Origin of the sequence: Peribacillus alkalitolerans (assembly GCF_010882125.1) — a bacterium.
Lineage (GTDB): Bacteria > Bacillota > Bacilli > Bacillales > DSM-1321 > Bacillus_BN > Bacillus_BN alkalitolerans.
In genome coordinates this window covers 202,587-227,388 of the sequence record NZ_JAAGVZ010000002.1, presented here as the reverse complement: position 1 = coordinate 227,388, position 24,802 = coordinate 202,587, and the positions used below count along the sequence as shown (strand labels likewise).

The following is a 24,802-nucleotide window of genomic DNA, read 5'->3' as shown; positions in this document are numbered from 1 at the left end:
TGTTCTGATAGGAGGTATAACTTTTGTATTTTTTTGCAAACGGGTTGACCCATCAACCCGATTTGTATATAATTAAAATGTTAGAAAATTTACAAAATTCAGACCGATAACCCGGGAAAATAACAACATTTGAAATAATAACTGAAGAAGCCACCTTGTAGAAAGCATGGGCACTACAATGAAAAAGATAACAAAGTACTAGACTGGTAAAGACAATACATTACTTATCATTCATCTTCCATCCTTCCTCAAACCCATATTCCATTTCATTAATAGATTTTACGTTATCTGCCAGTATACCAAATATCATTTCACATTCAAAAAACCAAAAATTAAGATCTTGAAAGCTCTTACTCCATTACGCTTATATATTTAAAACTATAAATATATAAAAAAAACCGAAGGGATGGTGAAGTTTTTTTGCAAGTCAAAAAACGATAAATTTTCGTAAACCATAATTACATTCGGAGGTGGAATATGCTTAGACGTCAATCGAGGTTAAAAAAACTAGTAAGCTTGTGCTTATTAGCGGGAATGTTACTTTCGATGCTTCCAACATCATCTGCTGCTGCAACTGAAAACGGTTCCTCAATAAACAATGTTTCGACTAATCAAACCTATAAAACTATTGGTAAAGTAATTAAGCTTACGAAAGAGGAAAATAACGTTTACTTGGACTTAGAAACAGGAGAAAAAATAAAAATTACCTTTCTCAAAAACAATGTTTTTCGATTGCATTTGGACCCAAAGGGTGTTTTTGAAGAATATCCAACCCCCAACAAACCTGAGCATGAGACGAAAATTATCGACAAAAATGTTAGCGATTACAAAAAGCAATATGGAGCAATTAACATTGAGGTCGATGAAAGAGATAACAATTTCTATAAAATATCTACTAATGCTTTAGAGTTAAGAGTAGATAAAGCTACTTCAAAGATGAGCCTGTACGATAAAAAAAGAGCAAAGATTCTTTGGAGTGAAAGTGAACCGCTAAAACATTCGAGCGGAAGTACTGTTCAAACCCTTGAAACAAAAGAAAGTGAATATTTTTATGGTGGAGGTCAACAGAATGGATTTTATGCCCATAAGAATAATTCCATAAATATTGCAGTCGGGGGAGGTTGGGATGCAGGAGCTGCATCAAGCCCAGTCCCTTTCTATATAAGCACTGAAGGCTACGGAGTCATGCGAAATACTTTTAAGCCGGGTGTTTATGATTTTACCAAAACGTCTACCTTTACTCACGATGAAGACAGATTTGACGCTTATTATTATGTAAATGATTCCATTCCAAACATCATTAACGAATATACAGAATTAACCGGGAAACCGGCCCTTATGCCAAAATCTGGTTTCTATTTAGGGCATGCTGATTGTTTTAATGGAACTCATAATGGTCATAAGGACCAACGAACACTCCTAACTAATGGATTAAATACAATAGATCAATACGCAGAGAACGATATGCCTCTAGGATGGATTTTACCAAATGATGGCTATGGATGCGGGTATGGCGGATTGGATAATTTGGAGCAATTTGTTGATAAAGCAAATGACCATAAAGTAGAGGTAGGTTTATGGACACAAAGTAATCTTTATCCAGATCCTAATTTACCTGAAGATAGCCCTTTACGCAGAGACCTTGACGGTGAAGTTAAAGCTGGTGTAAGAGCAATAAAGACGGATGTTGCATGGGTTTGGCAAGGATATTCCATGGCATTAAATGCCACACGCCAAGCAGCAGAAGGAATTCAAAAAGGTGATAATTCAAGTGGTGCACGTCCATTTGTAATTTCGCTAGATGGGTGGGCTGGTACTCAGCGTTATGCAACATTATGGTCAGGTGACCAATATGGCGGTAATTGGGAGTACATAAGAATGCATATCCCTACTTACATTGGCGCAGGCTTATCAGGAAATCCAAACGTTGGCTCAGATATGGATGGTATATTTGGCGGAGATCCAAAAGTACAGACACGTGATTTCCAATGGAAGGCATTTACGCCTATCCAAATCGATATGGACGGCTGGGCATCAGGAGGCAATGATTACAGTAAGTCTAAAAATCCATGGAATTATGGTGAACCTTATACATCGATTAATAGGATGTATTTAAAATTAAAGTCACAAATGATGCCTTATAACTACACGATTGCTGAGGAATCTACATCAAAATCCATGCCAATGGTTAGAGGAATGATGTTAGAATATCCAAATGATCCATATACGTACGGGACTCAAACACAATATCAATATATGTGGGGGCCCAATCTATTAGTAGCACCAATATATGATGGAAACTCCAATGTAGCTGAAGTAAGGAACGATATTTATCTTCCAGATAAAAATCAAATTTGGATTGACTATTTTACAGGTGAGCAATATCAGGGAGGTTCGGTTCTTCATAATTTTAGCGCTCCACTATGGAAAACCCCTGTATTTGTTAAGGATGGTGCAATTATTCCGATGGCACCAGAAAATAATTCTATTAATGAATTAAATGGTTCTGAAAATAGAATATTTGATGTTTATCCATCGGGAAAAACAGAGTTTACTCTATATGAAGATGATGGTAAAACTGTTGAGTATAAGGAAAAGAAAAATACAACAACGAAGGTCACTTCAAAGGTAATCAAGGAAAAAGCTGTGATAACTGTTGATACCGCAAAAGGAAAAGGCTATAAAGGTATGGTTAAAGACAGGGCCACAGAAGTGATTGTTAATACACGTGTAAATCCAAGGGATATAACGGTTAAGGTTGGAAATAAAGATGTTCCATTAAGAAAAGTTACGAATGAAGAGGAATATAAAAACTCAGAAAACGTGTATTTTTATAATGAACATCCAAACCTGAACAAATATTCTACAAAAGGGTCACCATTTGAAAAGACTGACATTATTACATCACCAAAGCTTTATATTAAGGTAGAGAAAACAGATATCACGAAAAATAAAGTAACTTTTACAGTAGATGGATTCGATAATACTCAAACGAAGGATGTAATAGATAAAGAAGTACCAACGATTCCATCAGGGCTAATAGCTGATGACGCCAACATTACAGATCGAGATATTAAATTAAATTGGGATAAGGTTGATGGTTCGAATTCAACATTTGATTTAATGATTGATGGTATTGTTCATACAAATGTGTTTAAGGCAAGTGATAGTCAACAAGCACCATTCTATCTCCATACAGGTTTAACATCTGATATAGAATATTCTTATCGAATAAGAGCAACGAATACAAAAGGATCATCAGGCTGGAGTGATGAGATCAAAATAAGAACGAAGGTTGACCGATACAGAAATGTCCCTAAGGATATGACGGCAAAAGCAGATAGTGAACAACCAGGGGAAGAAGCATCTCTAGCTGTCGATGGAAAGGATGGAACAATGTGGCATACCAAATGGGGAGAGGAGGGTAATAAACTACCACATACTTTTGAGATTGATATGAAATTAGCTTATGAATTAGATAAGCTTGAGTATATTCCAAGACCAAATGCAGGGAATGGTACGATATTAAAATACAATTTAGACGTAAGTTTAGATGGGAAAACTTATAAAAATGTCATCACTGATGGAACATTTGAGAGAAATGACGAAACGAAAGTCATTGATTTTCAGGAAAATATTACAGCAAGGTATATTAAGTTGACCATTACAAACTCTGTAGGTGGCTTTGGAAGTGCAATGGAATTCAGACCATTCAAAAAGGATAAAACTGAAGGAATGGTTGTTGGTGAGAATATACCGAACGGAGTCATTGATGAAGATGACCTGCTCTTCTTTGCCAGCTATATGGGTGTCGATCAAACTGAAGCTTGGGAACAGGTTTCAAAGGTGGATATTAATTTCAATGGTGTAATAGACGCATACGATTTAATGTACGTAGCATCACAATTGGGTCAAAACCCACTTCAAGCAACAGGCAAACCGGTTGTCGGATTATTGGATATTAGACCTAGTAAGCAGGAGTTAAATGCAGGGGATGAATTTTTAGTAGAAATAATCGGGGCAGGTTTAAAGGATATTAATGCATTCAACTTAGAATTAAAGCTAGACCCTAACAAATATGAATTAGTAAAAGAGTGTAAGCCTGACGGAACTTGCGGTGAAAATATTGTTTCAGCTTCCAATGAAACTGCTAATATGTTGAATTATTCTTTACTTGCGGGTATTGGAAAACCTGAACAAAGAATTATGGCTGCATTTTCCAATAAGGGAACACAAAATACATTAGAAGGTACGAAGACATTAGCTACGATTAAGTTAAAGGCTAGGAAAGATCTTCAATTTGATATGCCGATAACTAGGTCCTTACTGATTAATACAGCCTTTGACACTATTGATAAAATAGGAGAGGTTTTAAAGCCTGGCCAAGAACCTGGAGAGGTAGAACAGCCACAAGAGCCTAAGGAACTACAATTATCGGATAAAGATATGACGGTTACTGGTGAAGGGGAAAAGATGCAGGATGGTGCAGCAGCTTTTGCCAAGCTGATTGACGGTGAGATAAGTGAAAGTTCATTGGCGGAATTGAAATGGAGTCTCACTGGAAATGAAGGGATTTCACTACCGTTACCCGTTGATTTTAATTTTACTAAACCACAAGAATTGACTAAATTTATCGTTTATAATCGCCCGCAATATACGAACGGCAAAATTAAAATACTAAGTGCCAAAGTATATACTGAATCTGGGAAAGAGTATGATTTAGGTGCAAAAAGTGTTAAATTTGACGATAAATCAGTAGCTTTCGATCTAGCAGAGGCTGCTATACCGATTGGAACTAAAGTTACAAAATTATCGATTAACTTTGAGGAATCACACAGTGGGCCGCTTATGTTGTCTGTTGCAGAGGTAGAAGTTTTTGCAAAGAATCCTGCTTATATAGCTAAATAAAGAAATAGGAAAAAGATGCATTCGATGTTCTTATCTACTGCCCCAGTGGTGAGCCTTACACTCCCATTTGGCAGTAACTTAAGTTCAAAATACTTTCCCAGAATGTCATCGATAGTGCGGGCTTAGAAACTGTAGTAGCAAAGGGTTCACTTAGAGAAAAGAAATCTTTTAGAGAATGATTTCTTTTCTCTTTTTAAATGTTCCGTTGACCCATCAACCCGTGTGATATATATTGAAATTGTAAGAATAATCAGCATTTTATTTAAAAGAGGGGGAAATGAAGTGGGAAAAAAGATTTGCAGTGTGATTTCAATCCTGTTGGTGGCTGTTTTATTACTTTCAGCTTGTAGCAGTAAAACTTCTTCAGGCAAAACCACAATCAAGTACTGGTCTATGTGGAACAAAGGGGAACCGCAACAGGTTGTCATCCAAAAGATCATTGATGAATTTGAGGATGCAAATCCAAATGTCGAAGTGGATGTACAATGGATGGGCCGTGAAGTCATGTCGAAGGTAAGAAATGCGGCGTTAAGTGGAGATGCTCCAGACCTTACAGAGCAATCAGGGGCAGAGGTGGAAGGAGCATTAATTAATAACAAGTTAGTAGAACCTTTAAATGACTTACTCTCTAAGAAAATTCCAAATGAAGGAACCGCCTTTCAAGATGTATTTATAGATAACATTCTTCCATTCTATCAAAAGGATGGCAATACTTACTTTATTCCATATGAAATTATCAGCTCCGGCTTTCACTACAATGAAACCCTTTTCAATAAATATGGAGTTGAACCCCCGGGCACTTGGGAAGAGTTTGTTGAGCTAAATAAGAAGTTCCAGAGTGAAGGTTTAGCCCCACTTGCCCAGGATGGCAATATCGATTTTTACAATGCTTATTATTATTACTGGTTAGTAGAACGTTTGATGGGCCCGGGTGCTCTACTAAAGGCTGCTGGGGATAAGACAGGTGAAACGTGGTCCCAGCCAGAATATTTGGAAGCAGCGAAAAAGGTACAAGAGCTTGTTGACAACAAATTCTTTGCAGACGGTTATAAAGGAAGTCAGTACCCTGCAGCACAAACTGCTTGGGCAAGTGGCAAATCTGCGATGATTTTAGTAGGAAGCTGGCTGTCAAGTGAAACGGCTGAATATTCATCCAAGGATTTCAAATACAAAGCGTTTCCTTTTCCTAAAGTTGAAGGTGGAAAAGGCGGTACCGACCAAGCAGAACTTTATTTAATCGGATGGGTTGCACCTAAGGGGGCCGACAAAAAAGCCGTTCAAGACTTCTTAGCCTTTGCCATGCAGAAAAATTACCAAGAAGGCATTGTAAAAGATACAAAAAATATTAGTACAAGAAAAGATTTAGAAGCACCTGAATCACTTGCTAATTTTAGAGACATTGTTGTCAACGCCTCATCCTACCATAAGGAATACGATGGTTTGCAGGCTGAATATCCGGACTGGTGGAAAACTGTATTCTTACCCCTTGATGATAAATTAATTTTCGGTGAATTGGATGCTGAAGAATTTGTTCAGCAGCTGCAAGAGCAAACAAAGGATTACTGGAGTAAAAAATAAATTTTTAAGAAAGCAGGAGGAGTAAATATTCTCCTGCTTTCTTAAAATAGCTAGTTTTGAAGAGGAGGGGAAATATGAAACCAGGGATGAAAAAACTGACATTACCTTACCTGCTGCCAGCAATGAGCTTATATCTCATCTTTTTTATAGGTCCTGCCATCTACGGAGTCTGGATCAGCTTTCATGAGTGGAGCGGCTTTACTGAGAATATGAAATTTGTGGGATTGAAAAACTATGGGAATATAGTGGTTGACCCCATATATTGGCAGTCATTTTTAAATATGATCCTTATTTTATTTGTTGGGGGCTTATTTGTTTTTCTGATTGGATTTATTTTTACCTCACTGATGAGCCAAGGGGTAACAGCAAAAAAGGCCATCCGTGCTATCATCTTTTTTCCGCAAATCATTGCACCTATTGCATTAGCGGTCGTTTGGAATTATTTATACCGCTATGATATTGGTTTTTTCAATTCCATTTTAACTTCTATTGGACTTGAGCCGGTTAACTGGACCGGACCGAACAACATTATGATGTCAGCAGTAATCGCCATTATTTGGTATAGCACTGGTTTTTACGCCATCATTCTTTTAGCCGGAGTAGATAAAATTCCGAACACCATTTTTGAATCGGCTAGAGTGGAGGGTGCATCCACGCTTACTATTTTCATGAAAATTACGCTTCCATTAATATGGGATGTTATGTCCATTGCGATTATCCTATGGGGAATCAATGCCATTCGATTATTTGACTTCTTGTTTGCCTTTGGAGGTGCGGAGCCTCCATCAAGGATGTGGAATACTGCCATGTATCAATTCATTCTTGGATTCGGGCAGCGAACGCCTATTTATCAACTAGGGTATTCAAGTGCCATTGCTGTGACTATGATTTTTGTTGTCTTATTGTTTGTTATTACTGGAAGAAAGTTATTTAAACGTGAAGTTTATGAGTTATAGAGTTGTTACGGCTCAACGGAAAGGGGCAAAACAAATTGAATTTAAACGGACATAGTGTGTGGTCAGCACTTGGAAAAACATTTTTATATGTATGGACGTTATTTATTTTATTTATTGTAGGTTGGATTGTATTAGCTTCCCTTAAAACAAATCGTGAACTATTTGAAGGTTTTTGGAGCCTCCCTGACTCATTTCAATGGAGCAATTATTATACTGCTTGGGTACAGTCTGATCTTGCCTCATATTTTTTTAATAGTTTAATAGTAGTGACCATTAGTGTCCTTGGTATCGTTTTGGTGAGTGCGCCAGCCGCTTACGTTCTGTCAAGATATCACTTTATTGGCAGAGAGTTTCTAACAAATGCCTTTGTTATTGGTATTGGGATCCCTTATCAGGCTGTATTGATTCCGATTTATTTATTGTTAATTAAAATTGGGTTACTTAATTCATTTATTGGCCTAATCATTGTTTATATTGCCTTGTCTCTTCCATTTACAATATTTATCCTAACCGGATTTTTTCAAAGTTTGCCTTCAGATGTCGAGGAAGCAGCGATAATTGATGGGGCGAGTGAAAATACGATTTTTTGGAAGGTTATGCTTCCTATGGCCCGTCCTGGATTAGTCACCGTTACGATTTTAAATGCCGTGGGATTATGGAATGAGTTTTTACTCGCAAAAGCATATATGAATGTCAATGAGAAATATACATTGTCTGTTGGTTTATACCAGTTTTATCAATCGATGCAATATAATTCCGATTGGGTAAGTCTATTTGCGGGAGTCGTGATTATCATCTTTCCAATCCTTATTTTCTATTTATGGTTGTCAGATAAGATTATCGCAGGAATGACGGCTGGAAGCGGAAAATAGGATGTGGCGAATTATTTTTTAAAAATGTATGAAGGGGATTGCCATGAAAAAGTTAGATTCAACTAGTTTCGTAACACTTTATTACCAATTAAACGAGTTCATCATTGGAAAGATAGCCAATAATGTTTGGACACCCGGTGATAAAATCCCCTCTGAACACCAATTAAGCGAACAATTTACATACCAGAATTTTTGAAGTATATAGAGTTGCATAGATTAATAGTCTGAAACTAAAAACCCAAGGTTGATTACAGAGCATTTATTAAAGAATTATAGAAAAAGGCAACAAACTCGTCAGGAGATGTTGCCTTTTTCTTTTCTTGTATCTAATGATAAATATAGTTTATAAATATTTTGTATTAAATTATCGACGTAATCATACTTTAAGGCTGTTATATTAATAATCTCAGTTATCATATAATGGGGTACTTCTCTAGAAAGATATCCTATATTAACAATAAAATTGGTAAATGGTGGTGATATTAATGAAAGTAAAGAAAATAATTATCATGATCATATCGTTTACTATCGTTATTGTAATTGCCTATTTATTTAAAGGATTTTATGGAAATCCCATTGACAAAAAGAATGCTAAAAAAGAGGTTTTAACTTATTTCGAAGATAAATACAAAAAGGAGTTCATCGTTTATTCCGCAGACTATAATTTTTTAATTCCAGATTATAACATCAGGTTGGGGCCAAAGGGCGATAAAGATGCTATCATTGAAACCTCTAAATATGAACTAACCATGTACGATGCATATGGTGCCTATTTAGCATCAAAGGAATTAGAATCTAAAATGCATAACATTATTAAAAAAGATTATCCAGGGCTCAAATTTACAGTGGTGGCCGAGGAGGAGCATCATATAGAAGTTGCAGGTGTTCAGTTTGATTTTTTCACTACAGATCCTATGACAAGATTAGAAAAAAATTATTTCATGGCAACTGTAACATGGAAAGATACTGGACTCTCTAATGATGAAACGATTAGACTGATGGATGAAATGGCTCTAAAAATAAACGAAGGACTAAGAGGTACACCACAACAACTCTCCTTGGATATACTTGTGAAAAATAAAAATGGCGATAATGATATCAATTACAGATTTTATGTAAATGGGAAAGTTATTTTGAAAAACTGATAGTTTTCACTACAGATGGTGTTCGCAACATACAATATGAGAAATGTGAAATGATTATCAGGGATGGCTTCCATATTAGGGAAGAGGTTTATGGGGATGGAGGGGAATAGGTAGTCATACTACTAAAATATTTTTCTGTTATGAAAAATCAGCCATTGTGCTAGACACAGTGCCTGATTTTTTTAGTTTGGTTCTACTTAGTATGTTTCGAAAATCGCCCATAATTATTTAAAATTATATTCTAGACGGTGTTAAAGATTATCTATAAAGATCTTTAGTTATTATTGGATTTTTAATACTAATCTGGTAAACCTAAATAGGTATTCGGATTCTTATTTACCCATGAACACTAACAAATGGACATGCATACACTGGCAAAAAGGGGTTTATGGGATGAGTATTACTACATTTATTCTATCTGTAATTATTGTCCTGGTACTTGGGTTTGTAGCTGAAAAGTTAACACCTTTTAGTATGCCAGGAAGCTGGGCTGGATCTATATTAGCCGGTTTTGTTGGGACTTGGATTGGTCCAATGCTATTTGGGACATGGGGTCCCGTAGTCGTTGGCTACGCGTTAATTCCTTCACTTATTGGTGCAATTATTGTTGTCATAGTTGTAGGAATTCTAGCCAAAATCGTTGATTAACTTTGTGGTTATTACCTGAAGTTTCTTATTGGTTTAATATAAAAAGGTCATATTCTACTAGAATTATTCATTCAAACATAGTAGAATATGACTTTTTTAATTAATCATTAATTGTCCTTATCACATTTGAATTTTCCAGGAAATAAAAACAGATAATTCAGAAAAATAGTTTCTATTCATCCTTACTTATTTGTGCGACCTCTTGGTTAAATTCCTTTTTCTGTAAAATCTGCATTGGAATATACGTAATGATAAACACAATGATTGCGACGATTTCAAGATTAATATAATACATAATCCCGTTTCCGAAAAAAGATAAAATGGTTTTGGCTTCGGTTGGACTCGCTAAGTAAAAAAAATTCGTCCCAAGCAGCTTGTTTAGGATGAAAATAGGCACGGCAATTATATTCAAAGTTAAATAACTAGTTAACACGGCTTTCCTAGGAACTCTATAGCCTTCGAAGATAATAAAATATAAAACGGAAAGTGGGATAGCTGAATGATGAAGGAAATATTTAATAAATCGATAATGAGGGAATTGGTAAGCAATTTCAGGAGTGACCATGCTTAAAATGGCTGGAATGAGTCCAATGAAAAATAACAAATTGAATACTTTATTACTGTTTTTCAGGAATAAGAATAATGCTAAAAACGTGCTAAGTGAACAAAGCTGGAGAGGAAGATCATTAACTTCCCAAACGCCGTTTAAAATTACCCAAATTTGATGGGTAATCTCACAAGCAAGTAAAATACTAAACAGTGTCCATTTAATGATAGACTGATACGGTTTAAGTTTTTTTCTGTAATACACGAAAAAGAAACAAGCTGTTAAAAATATAATGAAAGTAAGGATATGGGTCATTGAAAACATTTCGAAGTCACGCATTTCTGTAACAGAAAACATAATGTCATCCACCACCCTGATGAAATGTGCTGTTCTGTACCATTGTATTCGTTAAAAAAATTTCTAACACGTATTTATCAGGAGTAAGTGCATTAGAGAGGTAATATGAGTATTAAAAGGAATGCCATAAACAGACCAATAAACATGTATATTGAGGGGAATGAGTAAATGAAGAAATATGGTAAACGAATATTAGCTTTTGTTTTCATTTTGCTCCTTATAATCACCCTTTATTTAGCTATTTTTCCCGTTCCAATAAACCCAGTTAAATGGAATGCTCCACAATCAGCGGGATACGTTGGTTCCCATACAGAGAATACTAGGTTAGCAGGAATGAAGTATATTAAAATTGGTAATTACCAGGAACCTGAGCACATTGTTTACCGTTCGAATTGGCTTTATGCCGCAATGAGAAATGGAGAGATAATACGTGTTCGCCCTGATGGTTCAGAGCTTGAAGTAATAGTTAATACACAAGGCCGTCCTCTTGGATTTGATTTTGATTCAGAAGGAGCATTGATTGTTGCAGATCCGATGTATGGTGAGCATGGTGGATTGCTGAGGGTAACTGATTTCGAAGATAAAGCCCATTTTGAATTATTAACAGATTCGGTGGATGGGATTCCTATTCTATTTGCAGATGCTGTAGTAGTTGCACAAAATGGTTTGATATATTTTACAGATGCCTCCGAGCGATTGAACGTAAATGAAATTGGTGATGTGGGTAAGGCTGGAGAATTAGACATATTAGGAAATAGCTGTACTGGGAGACTATTGAAATATAATCCAACTACCAACGAAACCAGTGTAGTTATGCAAGATTTATGCTTTGCAAACGGAATTACACTTAGTGAAGATGAACAGTACTTATTCCTTAATGAAACAGGAAAATATCGAGTGTGGAAGATTGATTTATCTGTGGAAAATATAAGGGCAAATCAATCGAATGACTATGCACAGGTAATAATCGATAATTTACCAGGTTTACCAGATAATTTGATGAGAGGACAAGACGGTCGTATTTGGATTGGATTAGTTCATCCTCGAAACGATTTCTTAGATTTTAGTTCAGACAAACCATGGATGCGTTCATTAGCCATGAGACTACCTAATTTTCTTTTGCCTAAAGGAGAAGGATATTCTCATGCTGTAGCATTTGATGAGTCTGGAAATATTTTAGCTGACTTACAAGATCCCAATGGATTTTATACTGACATTACTGGTGTAACCGAAACAGACGGTAAACTATACTTCCACCATTTAAATAAGACTAATTCAATAGGATGGATTAGTAAGAATAATCTAGGTTTTTGATTCTAATCTTATTTGATCTATTCATAAGTAGCTGCATGCCTATGTAAATAATAAACTTTTAAACCAGCAAGGCACAGGGACGTGCCTTGCTTTTTCATTCTCATAGTTTTATTGTTAAAAACAATGATAGTGAATTTAAGAAGGTGTTATCGAATGTATGACATAATAATTATTGGCTCAGGGGTAAGTAGCATTTTTTTAGCTTATACATTAGCTCAAAGAAACCATAAGGTATTGATTCTTGAAAAAGGAAAATCGTTAGAAGATAGAAATTGCCCATTAGATCAAGGGGAAACTTGCAATTGTCATGTATGCGGGAAATACTTTGGTTTTGCAGGTTTAGGTAAATCCGAAGGGAAATTTAATTATTCTAGTGACTTTGGCGGTGAATTAGAACAAAAGATTGGTAGAGAACATCTTCAACAATTAATGGATGAGGTTGATGATATATTATGTCGTTACGGGGGAGCCACTGTTTCAAAATATTCTACGGAAAATACAGAACTAGTGAGGAAAGCACAATCCTGCAATCTACAGATGTTAACTACCGAGGTCAGGCACCTAGGTACTTCACTTTCAACAAAGATTTTCCAACGTATTTATGAAGAGTTGTCTAGTAAAATCGATATTAAATTCGAGGTCGATGTGCAGGAAATAATAAAAGATGAAAATGCTTTTACTGTCCATACAAATCAGGCGAATTATCAATCTCATAATGTGGTATTTGCTACAGGTCGTTCCGGTAATGAGTGGTTAAAAATACAGTGTTCTAGACTTGGAGTTAAACAGGGCAAAACCCGATTGGATCTGGGTATTCGGGTAGAAATGAAAGAGCAACAGCTACGTTCCATCTTGCAGGACACCTTTGAAACTAAGCTTTCTTATGCGCATGAAGATATTATTTCCACTACATATTGCATGAATCCTCAAGGAAGAATTATTCGTAAATATCAAGAGGGGTTAGTCATGCCAGATGGTCAAAATTTTCGAGAACGGGAAAATGAAACCTCAAACTTGAATTTCACTTTGTTCACACCAGCTTATTTTTCTACTCTTAAAGAAGCAAATATGTATGCAAGTAATGTCATTGGAAAAATCAATCAAGGTACTGACCGAATAGTAGTACAACGTTTAGGGGATTTAAAAAGGAGAGAGCCTACAACCAAAGAAAAAATGATGAAGAATCGTGTTCAACCTACATTAGAAGCCGATTATGGCGAGCTCACTAAGGAAATCCCAAAATTATATATTCAAATATTACTAGAATTTTTGAATCACTTGGAGGAGTTTATCGGGGAAGCCATTGATGAAGATACACTTCTATATGGAATGGATGGAAAATTTTATTCACCTATCATAGAAACGGACGATTATTTTCAAACCAGTATACCAGGTTTATATGTAATTGGAGATTGTTCTGGGGTCACACATTCATTATCACAGGCTGCGGCCAGTGGTGTTTATTTAGGGGATTATTTATCAAATACGAAATAATAAAAAATCAGGTACCTAGTAGGGACATTTGTCCTTCCTCGGTACCTGATTTTATTTATTATATTTTTGTGATTTCCTCACTTGTTAGAAGGCTGCTTTTCGGAAAGGCTACTTTATCCTAAGATGGCTTTTATCATTGAGTACATTTTCATAGTTTCACAAACAAGAATCAAAACTAAACATAAGGAAAATGCATTCCTTTTTCCCTTGAATTTGCCAAATACATCCGACTTATTCTGTGTTTTTGTGAATAGGAACGAAAAATTAATGTTTTGGTAGTATAATATGTAAATAGAAATTTCTATTTACAAGTAGGAGGAATTAGAATATATGGGTTGGACTTTAACAGGGTTGTTTTTAATATCTGCAACATTGCTGACTATTTCACTTTTGAAGTCTTTTCAGGCGTCAAAAGAAAACCAAAAGGAAATCGATATGGTACATATTTCTATTATGAAAGAAATCAATTCCTTACAGGAATCAATTCGAAATATTGATCTTGATATGGAAGTAATGATGAAAGAAACGGGGATTCAACTTTCTTCTGATGAAAAACTTTTCATGCGTGAAATACTAGATTTATATAAACGCAATTATTCTATCGAAAGCATCGCAGCAAAAAAACAGGTATCAGAGAGTGAAATTGCACGCTTGCTTTCTCCATTCCAGAATATGAAGGATGAAAGGAGACTAGTTGCAAATGCGAATTAACTTATTGACCAGCTTTGCATCAGGACTTCTTATTGCTACAACTATTAATGCCGTTGCTTATTTCTCAGAAAAAAACGATGTAGAAGCATCTACTAAAACATCTGATGACAACAAAACAGAACAGGTACAGCTTTCTGATAAAGAAATGAAGAATAAACTTGAATCTTCAGGCTATGTCGTATTAACAAAAGCAGAATATGACAAAAAGGTCAAAGAAACAAAGGCCTCTAAAGAAAATGCAACTGCTTCAAAAGAAAAACAAGGTTCTTCAAAAGAAGAGTCGAAGCCAGTAACAAAAGTCATCGTTAATGTATCTTTGGGGATGACGAGTATCGATGTAGGTAAAATCCTAGTGGATGCTAAACTGGTCCCGGATGCATTTAAGTTCTCTAAAGATGTAGAGAAAAGAAAGTTAGAAAAAGAATTGCGTCCTGGAAAATTTGAAGTAAATAGTAGTATGTCGTACGATCAAATCATCTCTACGATCTTCGTTAAAAAATAAATTTGACTTCCATTAAAGAATCCCCCAATTATTTATTGGGGGATTCTTATTTATAGATTTTCATTCTGTTGTCTAATTTCTTCTCCAGCCAAAATAATATTTCCTGTTTCTAATGCACGATGTTCGTTGACTGAATCACCTGGCTCTAGGTTGTTTAAGTTGGCTTCGATGGTCATTTGCTCTTCACTTACAAGCGGCTTCTTTTTATTGTCCATGATTGGTACCTCCATTTTTGTTATTTAGGTAGAAAGTGGAAAATGTTGTTTACAGTGGTTAGTCTTTAACTAATATACAATCTTCATTCAGATTTTTTATCCCTCAGAGAAAAACGATAGCATCTCGTTTTTCCAACCTTATCATCGTCCTAGGTTCCACATTCCAGCTTCAATCAAGGAACTTTTACTTAGGAAAGCAATTAAAATGTACAAATTTTATTCGTTAGAATAAATAGGGTTCCTAGGGGAAATTAAAATATCCACTTTTAATCACGTTTATCCTTCACTTATACCTAGATATCCTTCACTTTTGATGATATTACCTTTCACTTTTGAAAATTTAACCTTCACTTTTTAAGAGATCTTCAAAAATATCCTTCACAAGACCAACGTTATCCACGTTCCAATCTATTTATCCGACATATCGCATGTTTTATCCTTCACTTTTTTCTTTTATCGTTCAATTTCCACTGGGTTTCCTTCACTCTATATCCTTTATCGATTACTAAATGCCAGAGTCAAAATTACAAAAAAAAAGAGTCAGGTACCATGGATAGACATCATTGTCTAATCACGGCACCAGACTCTTATTCTTTTTCCTTTGTTTACTCATCAATCCATAAAAATTTTTGAAATTCGGGCTGCTTTCTCGTAGTGATTGATCTCCATGTAATGAGTTTTGGACAATTAAAGAAGCTGGATGTTCCTACATTTCTTAGTGGTGACATAAACGAAGACAATGTTATTGATATCATGGATGCAGTGTCAATTCAGACTGCATGAGTAACAAATAACCGAGAAGCTGACATCAACTTTGACAGAACAGTTGATGTTAAAGATTTGACATTTGTGAAGAAGAATTATTTAAAACAAAACCCTTATGAAGATTCGGCACCAAAACCAAAAGAATAATACTTGGGTAATTACATAGAAAATATTAAAAATCAATTAGGATTACATTTAAGCAAGTGAAGCAGGAAATCCATTTCGCTGCTTCACTAAACAGCCTGTCTCTTTGATTGAGAGACAGGCTAGCAAGTGAAGCAGGAAATCCATTTCGCTGCTTCACTAAACAGCCTGTCTCTTTGATTGAGAGACAGGCTGTTTTTAATATAGATAGACCGACAATCATCATATGAGTGATGCCCTTTTTCGGTACAGGACATCAATTCAATTAAAATTTCATTTAAATTATACTTTTAAACTTAAATAATTACCCCAAATCATATATTGATTTTTCCTGCTTAATACCTAAAATAATCTATTTTTTACAAAGTATTATTAAAAATTAATAGAAATTAATCCCAAAAGTCCCGAGAAATTAACCCAATAGCTTACACCATGACAAAGCGACTATGATAGAAGTACATAACTTAAATTTTCAGAAAAGAATGAATTCAACATTTAACGGCTGAAAAAATGAGGTTTGTATTTTATTAAAGGAAGAGGGATTTTATGAAACTATCAAAAAAGGATTGGCTAGGGAGAGTTGTAAAAGGCTCAGCAGTAGCCGTTATTGCTTTAGGGGTGCTATTTCCTCCCTTTCAAAGTGGTCATGTATCCGCTAAGTCTGTAACGAATAAATCAGAGCAAATCTTGGCCTCTTTGACAAATGAGCAACTGAACGCATTGAATAAACTGCAAGCAGCAGAAAGCTTTGGTTTACACGGCTTTAAGGGAACAGACCTAAAAAGCGATGAAGAAATATCGGTTATCTTAGAGTTCAAGTCCATGCCTGAAAAAGCCGCGGTACTGGACGCTGTCGCAAAAGGAAAGAACCTGTCATCCAAAGAAGCAAAGGACAAGGTCGACCGAGAACACTCTACTTTTAAGGATGATTTAAAACGAATCTCTCAAGGAAAAAGCAGAAATGCTTCGTATAAAGTGACTCGTTCTTTTAAGACAGCATACAACGGGGTTGCTATGAATCTTCCTGCAAATGAAGTAGAATCACTGCTTCAATCTGATGCTGTAAAGGCAGTTTATAAAAATGCTACTTTTACAATCGAACCGTCTCCACAATCAGATACAGATGCAGAACAAGAATCTACTAAAAGAATTGAGAGTATACCTTTTCTAGGTGTAGACAAGCTGCATAAAGAAGGTATTACTGGAAAAGGCGTTAAGGTCGGCGTAATCGACACAGGTATCGATTACACTCATCCTGATTTGAAGGATGCTTTTAAAGGAGGATATGATCTGGTCGATAACGATGCCGATCCAATGGAAACTACCTATGACGATTGGAAGAAGTCTGGGAGACCTGAGGTAGATCAAAATCTATCACCCTATTATACTTCCCACGGTACCCATGTTTCCGGAACAATTTCTGGGCAAGCGAAAAACACGGGAGGTGTAGCGGTAAAAGGAATTGCTCCTGATGCGGAGTTATATGGATATCGTGTATTAGGACCTTATGGTACCGGTGAGTTGCAGGATATTCTTGCTGGTATAGACAAAGCAGTTACGGATGGAATGGATGTTATTAATCTATCATTAGGGATCAATATTAATGATCCACTGTACCCTACAAGTACCGCTGTGAACTACGCTGTTCTAAATGGAGTAACCGCCGTTGTTTCAGCTGGTAACAATGGATCTAATTCGTATACACTTGGGTCCCCAGGTTCTGCTGCATTGGCATTGACGGTTGGAGCGAGTAGTGCGCCGATACCAGTAGCGAAATACACAGGTGTTTTAACTGGTTCAGAGACTGATTATGCATTAAGCAATTTGTACAGTGACTTTGTTAGTGACTTGAGTGTTTTTAACAATCAAACGTTAGAGGTTGTGGATTTAGGAGTTGGTAGAGAAACGGATTACCTGAATAAGGATGTTACAGGTAAAGTAGTATTCGTGAATACAGGTGAAATTGGTACACAATCGAAAACGGTTTATGCAAAAAACCATGGAGCACGTGCCATCATTGCGTATAGTAACCAACCAAATAAAGGTCCGACTCCTTTCGTAAAAGAGGACCAGAATTTCATCCCTGCCTTTTCCATGAGTTATGAGCAAGGTTTGGAACTTAAAGCACAATTGGCAGTAGGTCATACTGCATTGACCTTTAAAAATTATAAAGAAGAACTAACTGAAGGAGATAAGTTGGCAACATTCAGCTCTAGAGGACCTTCTCGCAGTAATTATGATATTAAACCGGAATTTACTGCTCCTGGTGTAAGTGTGTTATCAAGTGTACCTGCATATTCGATTTATAAAAATGATCCATCCAATTATCAATACGCTTATACACGTATGTCCGGCACATCGATGGCAGCTCCACATGTTGCGGGGATTTCTGCACTGCTGCTTCAGGTAAATCCTGATCTTCAACCAAGTGATATTAAATCAATTTTGATGAATACAGCTAAACCGTTGACTGAAGATTATAGTGTATTTGAAGTCGGAGCAGGACGAGTCGATCCTTATCGTGCGGTCCATACTGGAATGAAGCTGCAAGTGCAAGATGAAACTCAGAATGAAAACAGCATTTCCATTAAAGAGGAAACGGGCGGCCTCAGCTTCGGAAATCATTATACCGGTGAAGAATTATTCATCGAAAAAACCGTAAACATGACAAATTTAGAAGATAAAAAGAAAAAATTCGAGGTAGCCGTTGAATTTCAAACTGATGTAAAAGGTTCTATGGATGCTAAAGCTAATGATGTTAAAGTAGATGTAGCTCAAGTCATTCCAGTTCAGTCTTTCAAAACAAAAAAAGTCCCTGTCTCAATCACAGTTCCAGCCAATGCCAAAGCTGGTATTTATGAAGGCTATTTGATGCTGACAAACCAAGAAGACGAATACGAACAATACCGTATTCCTTTTAGTATTCGAACAACTGAAGATGGATTTAATTTGACAAAGCTTTCTTACGATGCAATATCACCACCTTATTTACATGTTAAAAGAAACTATGGTGCTTCAGCTTCAGCTGAATTTATTGCTAATTTTAAAGCACCTATGAAGAGGCTAGAATTTGTTCTTGTAGACGGAAAATCCGGAGAGGATATCGGCTATTTAGGTTGGATGGATACAGTTGCCGCCTATGATGGCCTGACATATAATTTTGGGACTGTGTTTGATGGTACTTATTTTCCATTCACCGGAAATGAAGAGGAGTCGATTTCTTTTAAAAAGAGTTATGCAAAGCCTGGACTCTACAAGATTAAAGTAATTGGTACGAGTGAACGAGATCGAATGTTCACCAATGAAATTGACCTCTTTATTGATCATAACAGCCCGACGATGACGACTTCACTTGATGAAAATGAATCACCAGTGATTGAATATCAGCCTGGACAAACAACAGTTCCTCTTCAAGTCAAATTGACGGATGATGAAGCCGTCCAAATGAAAGAAGCTGGGATGAATGTAACCCAACCTTATAGCCTGAATTATTCGATTAACGGAAACTTTAACCCAGTTCTACCTATAGGTGAAGATGGAACGATCAGTCTGAATGTTCCTATGAATGAATCAAACCCGTTCTTACGTTATACAGTGAATGGACTGGATGCGGCGAAGAACACAACAGATAAGAGAAATTACTATTTTGTTAAGGCTGGGACACCATACGGATACATGAAAACGGACAACATGAAAGTGAAGATGGGAGATACCGTTTCAGCAGCACTCGTATTAAATAACATAGATAAATTAAAAACCGCTGAGTGGACACTGAGCAACATCGGCCAAAGCTTTGAAATAGTAGAAGTTAAGGCGGATGATAAACTCTCTGAATTCGGTGCTTCACAGGTGACTGTGGAAACGACAGGAAATACTTCAAAAGTGAAGTTGACGATGGAAGGAACAGTGAGTGGGGACATTCCGGCTATCCAACTTACATTGAAAGTGAAGGATAGTGTATTTGCTTCAAGTGCTGCAGTTAATCCGACGGTCTTATATACTAATGAGCTAGGCAACCGTATATCACTTTCGTCTGCGGGCATGGAATGGATGATACAGCCTACCTTCTCTGAAGTGTATGGCACATTAAGAGCAGAGGCTATTGCATATAATGCCGATTGGAGAAAGCTTGGTGCCTCTATCCAATTGATTGATGAAAATGGTACTAAATATGATGGTTCGTCTAGCGTTGCCATCTTTGGAGATTATCGTATCTCTAAACTTCCAATCACTGACAAGCCGTTTGTATGGGAACTATCAGTGCCAGGGCATTTTAAGATGACCCGTGAGCTTCCGGTAGGGGTCGAAAAGAAGGGTGTCCTTTGGGGCCAATTGCTACAATACTTTAACTTTAATGAAAGATCGGTTGCAGGAGATGTGAATCAGGATGATGTCATTGATATAAAAGACGCACAAGCCATTCAACAGGCTTGGAACTCAAATGACAGAGCAGCAGATATTAACTATGACGGTAAAGTCGACGCAAAAGATATGGAATACGTAGTGAAAAACTACTTAAAGCAAAACCTTGATTCAGACAATCCACCAGTACCAGTAGAGCAGGTCGATGGCAAGTCGCTGCAAGATATATTAATAGAATTACAAATTAATAGCTAAAATATCAAGGACTGGTGATATCATCACCAGTCCTTGATTGCTTTTTATTAATAGGTCATTGATTCACCGGGCTGTTTAACTTCCTTACGTTGTTCCTTGATAAGTACGACACCAATTAGTCCAACCATTGAGAATATTACCGGAATGATAAAACCATAGTGATATCCAACACTGCTATTAGCATCCATCTGAAAATGATCTAATACTTTCCCAAAAATACTCGGTAATAGGACAGCACTTAAAAATCCTCCAGTATTAGCAAATCCTGAAACAACGCCGACCTCTTTCATATCAAAGGATTGGCGAACCACTGCAAAGGTTAAGGCACTTGCTCCATTTCCATAACCAATGATGAAGAAAAGTATAATCAACATAAAGTATGGTGGTTTTCCGCTATATAAGACAAATGCACCCCAACTGATAAAAATAATGATATGAACCAAAAAATAAGGACGTTTTAATGTACCAAGCTTACTTGCAATCCAACTGGTTAGTGGGGCTCCAATGATCGCTCCAATCAGGCCAATCATAATAAGCTGGCTTGCATCTGAACGGCTCAATCCATAAACATGCATCCCGTAAGGAACTGCCCAAGATCCAATGAATCCAACATAAGTGCCGACAACACCAAAATGGCAAAGGAATGTTGCCCATGCCTGTCGATTTGAAAATAGTCGCTTCAGGATAGTTATGGTTTTTTCACGTTTTGGTTCCGATTGTAGAGGATTTTTTGTATCTTTAAACATTCTGGATGGAATTTTTACCAGAACAAAATAAAGAAGTAATCCGTAAAGAGTTAAAATCAAACCTGTTGTGAAAAAAGGTGATCTCCAGCCTGAAAAGTCTATCCAAGCTGAAAAAGGAACAGTAGCCATCAAAAATCCAAGGCTTCCTCCCATGGCTGCAAACCCAAGTAAACCTACAAATTCCTTCGCCTTAAACCATTGACTTAATATAAGTATCAAATTGACCCAAATGGTAGCATCGCCTATTCCTACTAATAATCTAGCAGAAAGCAAGACGATTTCGTTCGGTGCAAAACTGTAAATTAACGTACCCATTCCATTAAGGATTGTACCTACAATTAGAAAAAAATTAGGGCCAAATCGGTCGGACAATATCCCAATCGGGACTTGCAAACTAGCATAGGCAAAAAATTGAATACTAGTCAGTAATCCAATGGTTGTTGCAGTAACCTTAAATTCATCCATCAATTGATCCGAAACAAGTCCAGGTGCCGTTCTCTGAGTTACGATTAATAAATATGCCAACAATACGGTCGCGAAAACGATCCATCTATACCTGCTATTTTGTTTATCCAATTTTCTCTCTCCAATTGTATATTCTCTATCTACTGCATATATGGATTTTAGTCCTGTATTTATGAAATTTCAACTATTGTTGCTTTTACCTAATTGACTGTCATATTTTAATTTTGTTGAAAATAAAGAATCCACTAAACGCAAGAGGGGATTCTTTTTATTTAATTTCTTCACCTTCAAAAGTGATTACTTGGTTCTCCCTATACAGAATCACCAGGCTCCATGGTGTTTTGGAAAGGTCATTTGTTCATATTAAAGAAGGGTGCGTTTGGAGGATCATTGAAACATTTAGTAGGTTTCATCGACTACAAAAGGGGAGCAATATATCCACTTTTAACTTCATTTTCCCTTCACTGATACCTAAATACCCTTCACTTTTGGGTACTTTACCTTTCACTTTTGAAAAATTATCCTACACTTTTTTTGAAACCTTGAAAAATATCCATCACAAGACTGACTTTATCCACGTTCCACCTTATTTATCTGTCACTCAGTCTGTTTTATCCTTCATTAATTTCATTTATCCTTCACTTCCCACAGGATTTCCTTCACTCTACATGCTTTATCTAGGACTTAATTCCATTGCAGCCACCGCGTGTACGGACAGCCCCTGATGAATATGATGGCCCCAGGAAAAAGGTAGGAAGTTTCCAGATTCCCTGAAATAAATAAAATAAAAAACAAGGACAGATGATATGATCTCCAGTCCTTTAGTGCTTTTAAAGGGCTAACCTTTAAGCAGAAAATACAAAGTGGATGGTTAATTTTTTAGTTAAGTGGATGGTCATAAAAATTGATATGTATTTTATACTGGAATAGTTAAGTGGGAAAGTCGTTTTACAGAAAAAAATTTATTTCTTTTATACTTCCCGATCGAATCTATACCGGATATATATACATGTTAATTTCCTTAAATAAACTTTTTTAGAGGTGAATAATGAAGGTATTGTTTGCTTTAGTGCCTATTATTGGAATTATATCTATAATTTTAACACTATTAGTTGCAGGGAAAGGCGATGAGAATTATAGGGGTTCTACAAAACGTAACACACTAAATTTAACGTTAATTTATGCAGTCATTATTTTCCTGTCTTTAATTGGTCTTGGAGTATATATTAAGTTTTATGCTTAGTTAATATGGCTGTCATTGAACCTATTGTGAATGGACACGATAGGTTTTTTTATTAGAATTGATTAGGTGTGACGGTGTAAAATTAAGTATAAGTAAAATAATAGTGACTAAAAGGGAATGTAATAGATGGATTGGAAACCTGATCGAAATGCAAAAAAAGCTATATATAAACAACTAGCCGATTATATCGAAAAAGGAATAGCGGATGGTACTTTGCCGCCTGATAAACCATTGCCTTCTGAAAGGTACTTAGCGAAGGAGCTTAACATTAACAGAAGCACAGTGGTTGCTGCATATGACGAATTGGAATCGAATGGACTCATTCAAAGGAATAGAGGAAGCGGAACTACGGTAAGCAAGGATATATGGGGGATTACGAAGAAACGTATCCCAAGCTGGAGTAGATATATTGAGGCAGGATCGTTTTTGCCTAATTTACCTGTAACCCAAAGAATACGTAAAGAAATGGTAGAACATAAACTCATTAATTTAGCCAGTGGAGAATTATCTGAGGACCTTTTCCCAATGGAATCATTAAGAGAGATCACGTCGACTAGATCGTTCATCGGGAGCTTAGGCTATGATCATCCTCAAGGAAATGCAATATTAAGGGATACCATAACAAAGCATGTTAAGCAATATCGAAGAATTGAAACGAATCCTTCCTCGATATTAATAACATCTGGGGCACAGCAAGCCTTACACCTAGTCGTTCAATGTCTTTTAAAGCCTGGAGATGCAGTGGTTATAGAAGACCCATCTTATCATTATAATCTTCCCATTTTTAAATCAGCTGGAGTTAAAACCTATTTTCTATCGACTGATCAGGATGGAATAAACCCAGATGAATTATTGGCGTTACATAAAAAACATCGAATCAGGATGATCTTTTTAAATCCGGCATTTCAAAATCCAACTGGGGCTTTACTTGATAATAACCGGCGAAAATCCATCTTGGAAATTTCATCTGAATATGGGATTCCAGTGGTTGAAGACGACCCTTATAGTTTAACTTCTTTTACGGGAGAAGAGGTCTCAACGTTAAAATCTATGGATGTTAATGGAAACGTTTTATATATTAGTTCATTATCGAAAATCGTTGCTTCCGGGTTACGGATTGGATGGATCATTGGCCCAAAGCCGGTCATTGAACGGTTATCCGATGCGAAGCAACAAATAGATTTTGGGCATGCTAGCTTTACTCAATGGATTGCAAATGATTTTTTAGATTCAAAAGAATTCCATTTTCATATCATAAATTTAGTGAACCAGTTACAGAAACGAAGAGACCAAATAGTCACGAGCCTAAAATACCATTTAGAGGAACAAGTCGATTTTATGATACCTCAGGGTGGAATCCATATTTGGTGCAAGATAAATAAGGAAGTTAATGAAGTGCAGTTGCTAGAAGAATCCATCAAAAGAGGGGTTATATATGTTCCTGGATCCACAATGGGATCAAAAAAGGGATATGTCCGGTTTACTTTTTCGAGGGAGAATGAAGAATTCATAAATGAAGGAATTAAAAGGTTTGCTGAAGCGCTTAATAATCTATGATTCAAAGAAAAAAAGGTC

17 protein-coding genes are annotated in these 24,802 nt (G+C 36.3%); 13 read left to right on the top strand and 4 right to left on the bottom strand.

Annotation, left to right across the window (positions count from 1 at the left end):
- Positions 1 to 477: 477 nt before the first annotated feature.
- The 7 genes from G3O09_RS03565 to G3O09_RS03535 all read left to right on the top strand — a co-directional run bounded on the left by G3O09_RS03565 (position 478) and on the right by G3O09_RS03535 (position 10,107).
- Complete coding sequence (locus G3O09_RS03565; RefSeq protein ID WP_163100110.1) at positions 478 to 4,908, top strand: discoidin domain-containing protein; 4,431 nt, start codon at positions 478 to 480, stop codon at positions 4,906 to 4,908.
- Positions 4,909 to 5,190: 282 nt separating this feature from the next.
- Complete coding sequence (locus G3O09_RS03560; protein ID WP_163100109.1) at positions 5,191 to 6,486, top strand: ABC transporter substrate-binding protein; 1,296 nt, start codon at positions 5,191 to 5,193, stop codon at positions 6,484 to 6,486.
- 74 nt (positions 6,487 to 6,560) lie between these two features.
- Complete coding sequence (locus G3O09_RS03555) at positions 6,561 to 7,442, top strand: carbohydrate ABC transporter permease (protein ID WP_163100108.1); 882 nt, start codon at positions 6,561 to 6,563, stop codon at positions 7,440 to 7,442.
- A gap of 35 nt (positions 7,443 to 7,477) precedes the next feature.
- Positions 7,478 to 8,314, top strand: coding sequence for a carbohydrate ABC transporter permease (locus G3O09_RS03550; RefSeq protein ID WP_205439600.1), 837 nt, complete (start codon positions 7,478 to 7,480; stop codon positions 8,312 to 8,314).
- Positions 8,315 to 8,357: 43 nt separating this feature from the next.
- Complete coding sequence (locus tag G3O09_RS03545) at positions 8,358 to 8,510, top strand: GntR family transcriptional regulator (RefSeq protein WP_163100107.1); 153 nt, start codon at positions 8,358 to 8,360, stop codon at positions 8,508 to 8,510.
- A 289-nt stretch (positions 8,511 to 8,799) separates the two neighbouring features.
- The gene (locus G3O09_RS03540) at positions 8,800 to 9,459 is read left to right on the top strand and encodes a YfjL-like protein (protein ID WP_163100106.1); all 660 of its coding nucleotides are present in this window, start codon (positions 8,800 to 8,802) and stop codon (positions 9,457 to 9,459) included.
- 393 nt (positions 9,460 to 9,852) lie between these two features.
- A complete protein-coding gene (locus G3O09_RS03535; protein ID WP_163100105.1) occupies positions 9,853 to 10,107 on the top strand; it encodes a GlsB/YeaQ/YmgE family stress response membrane protein in 255 nt (84 codons plus the stop codon).
- 172 nt (positions 10,108 to 10,279) lie between these two features.
- Here G3O09_RS03535 and G3O09_RS03530 read toward each other — a convergent pair whose 3' ends face one another.
- Positions 10,280 to 11,011: a YwaF family protein gene (locus tag G3O09_RS03530; protein WP_163100104.1), complete on the bottom strand. Its 732-nt coding sequence runs from the start codon at positions 11,009 to 11,011 to the stop codon at positions 10,280 to 10,282.
- A 168-nt stretch (positions 11,012 to 11,179) separates the two neighbouring features.
- Between G3O09_RS03530 and G3O09_RS03525 the strand changes: the two genes are divergently transcribed.
- The 4 genes from G3O09_RS03525 to G3O09_RS03510 all read left to right on the top strand — a co-directional run bounded on the left by G3O09_RS03525 (position 11,180) and on the right by G3O09_RS03510 (position 15,032).
- Positions 11,180 to 12,325, top strand: coding sequence for an SMP-30/gluconolactonase/LRE family protein (locus tag G3O09_RS03525; RefSeq protein ID WP_163100103.1), 1,146 nt, complete (start codon positions 11,180 to 11,182; stop codon positions 12,323 to 12,325).
- A 153-nt stretch (positions 12,326 to 12,478) separates the two neighbouring features.
- Positions 12,479 to 13,819: an NAD(P)/FAD-dependent oxidoreductase gene (locus G3O09_RS03520; protein ID WP_163100102.1), complete on the top strand. Its 1,341-nt coding sequence runs from the start codon at positions 12,479 to 12,481 to the stop codon at positions 13,817 to 13,819.
- 330 nt (positions 13,820 to 14,149) lie between these two features.
- Positions 14,150 to 14,530, top strand: coding sequence for a hypothetical protein (locus tag G3O09_RS03515; protein ID WP_163100101.1), 381 nt, complete (start codon positions 14,150 to 14,152; stop codon positions 14,528 to 14,530).
- Positions 14,520 to 15,032 carry an MltG/YceG/YrrL family protein gene (locus tag G3O09_RS03510; RefSeq protein WP_205439599.1) on the top strand — a complete coding sequence of 171 codons (513 nt, stop codon included), beginning with the start codon at positions 14,520 to 14,522 and terminating at the stop codon, positions 15,030 to 15,032. Before G3O09_RS03515 ends, G3O09_RS03510 begins: the two co-directional genes overlap by 11 nt.
- Before the next feature lie 50 nt (positions 15,033 to 15,082).
- Here G3O09_RS03510 and G3O09_RS22105 read toward each other — a convergent pair whose 3' ends face one another.
- Together G3O09_RS22105 and G3O09_RS03505 are read right to left on the bottom strand one after the other, a co-directional pair.
- Positions 15,083 to 15,247, bottom strand: coding sequence for a hypothetical protein (locus G3O09_RS22105; protein WP_205439598.1), 165 nt, complete (start codon positions 15,245 to 15,247; stop codon positions 15,083 to 15,085).
- A 937-nt stretch (positions 15,248 to 16,184) separates the two neighbouring features.
- Entirely contained in the window at positions 16,185 to 16,382 is a 198-nt protein-coding gene (locus G3O09_RS03505) for a hypothetical protein (RefSeq protein ID WP_163100100.1), read from the bottom strand.
- 320 nt (positions 16,383 to 16,702) lie between these two features.
- Between G3O09_RS03505 and G3O09_RS03500 the strand changes: the two genes are divergently transcribed.
- Entirely contained in the window at positions 16,703 to 20,773 is a 4,071-nt protein-coding gene (locus G3O09_RS03500; RefSeq protein WP_163100099.1) for a S8 family serine peptidase, read from the top strand.
- Between the two features lie 47 nt (positions 20,774 to 20,820).
- Here G3O09_RS03500 and G3O09_RS03495 read toward each other — a convergent pair whose 3' ends face one another.
- Complete coding sequence (locus tag G3O09_RS03495) at positions 20,821 to 22,095, bottom strand: MFS transporter (protein WP_163100098.1); 1,275 nt, start codon at positions 22,093 to 22,095, stop codon at positions 20,821 to 20,823.
- 1,258 nt (positions 22,096 to 23,353) lie between these two features.
- Here G3O09_RS03495 and pdxR point away from each other — a divergent pair.
- Entirely contained in the window at positions 23,354 to 24,784 is a 1,431-nt protein-coding gene (gene pdxR / locus G3O09_RS03490) for a MocR-like pyridoxine biosynthesis transcription factor PdxR (protein ID WP_163100097.1), read from the top strand.
- Positions 24,785 to 24,802 lie beyond the last annotated feature (18 nt).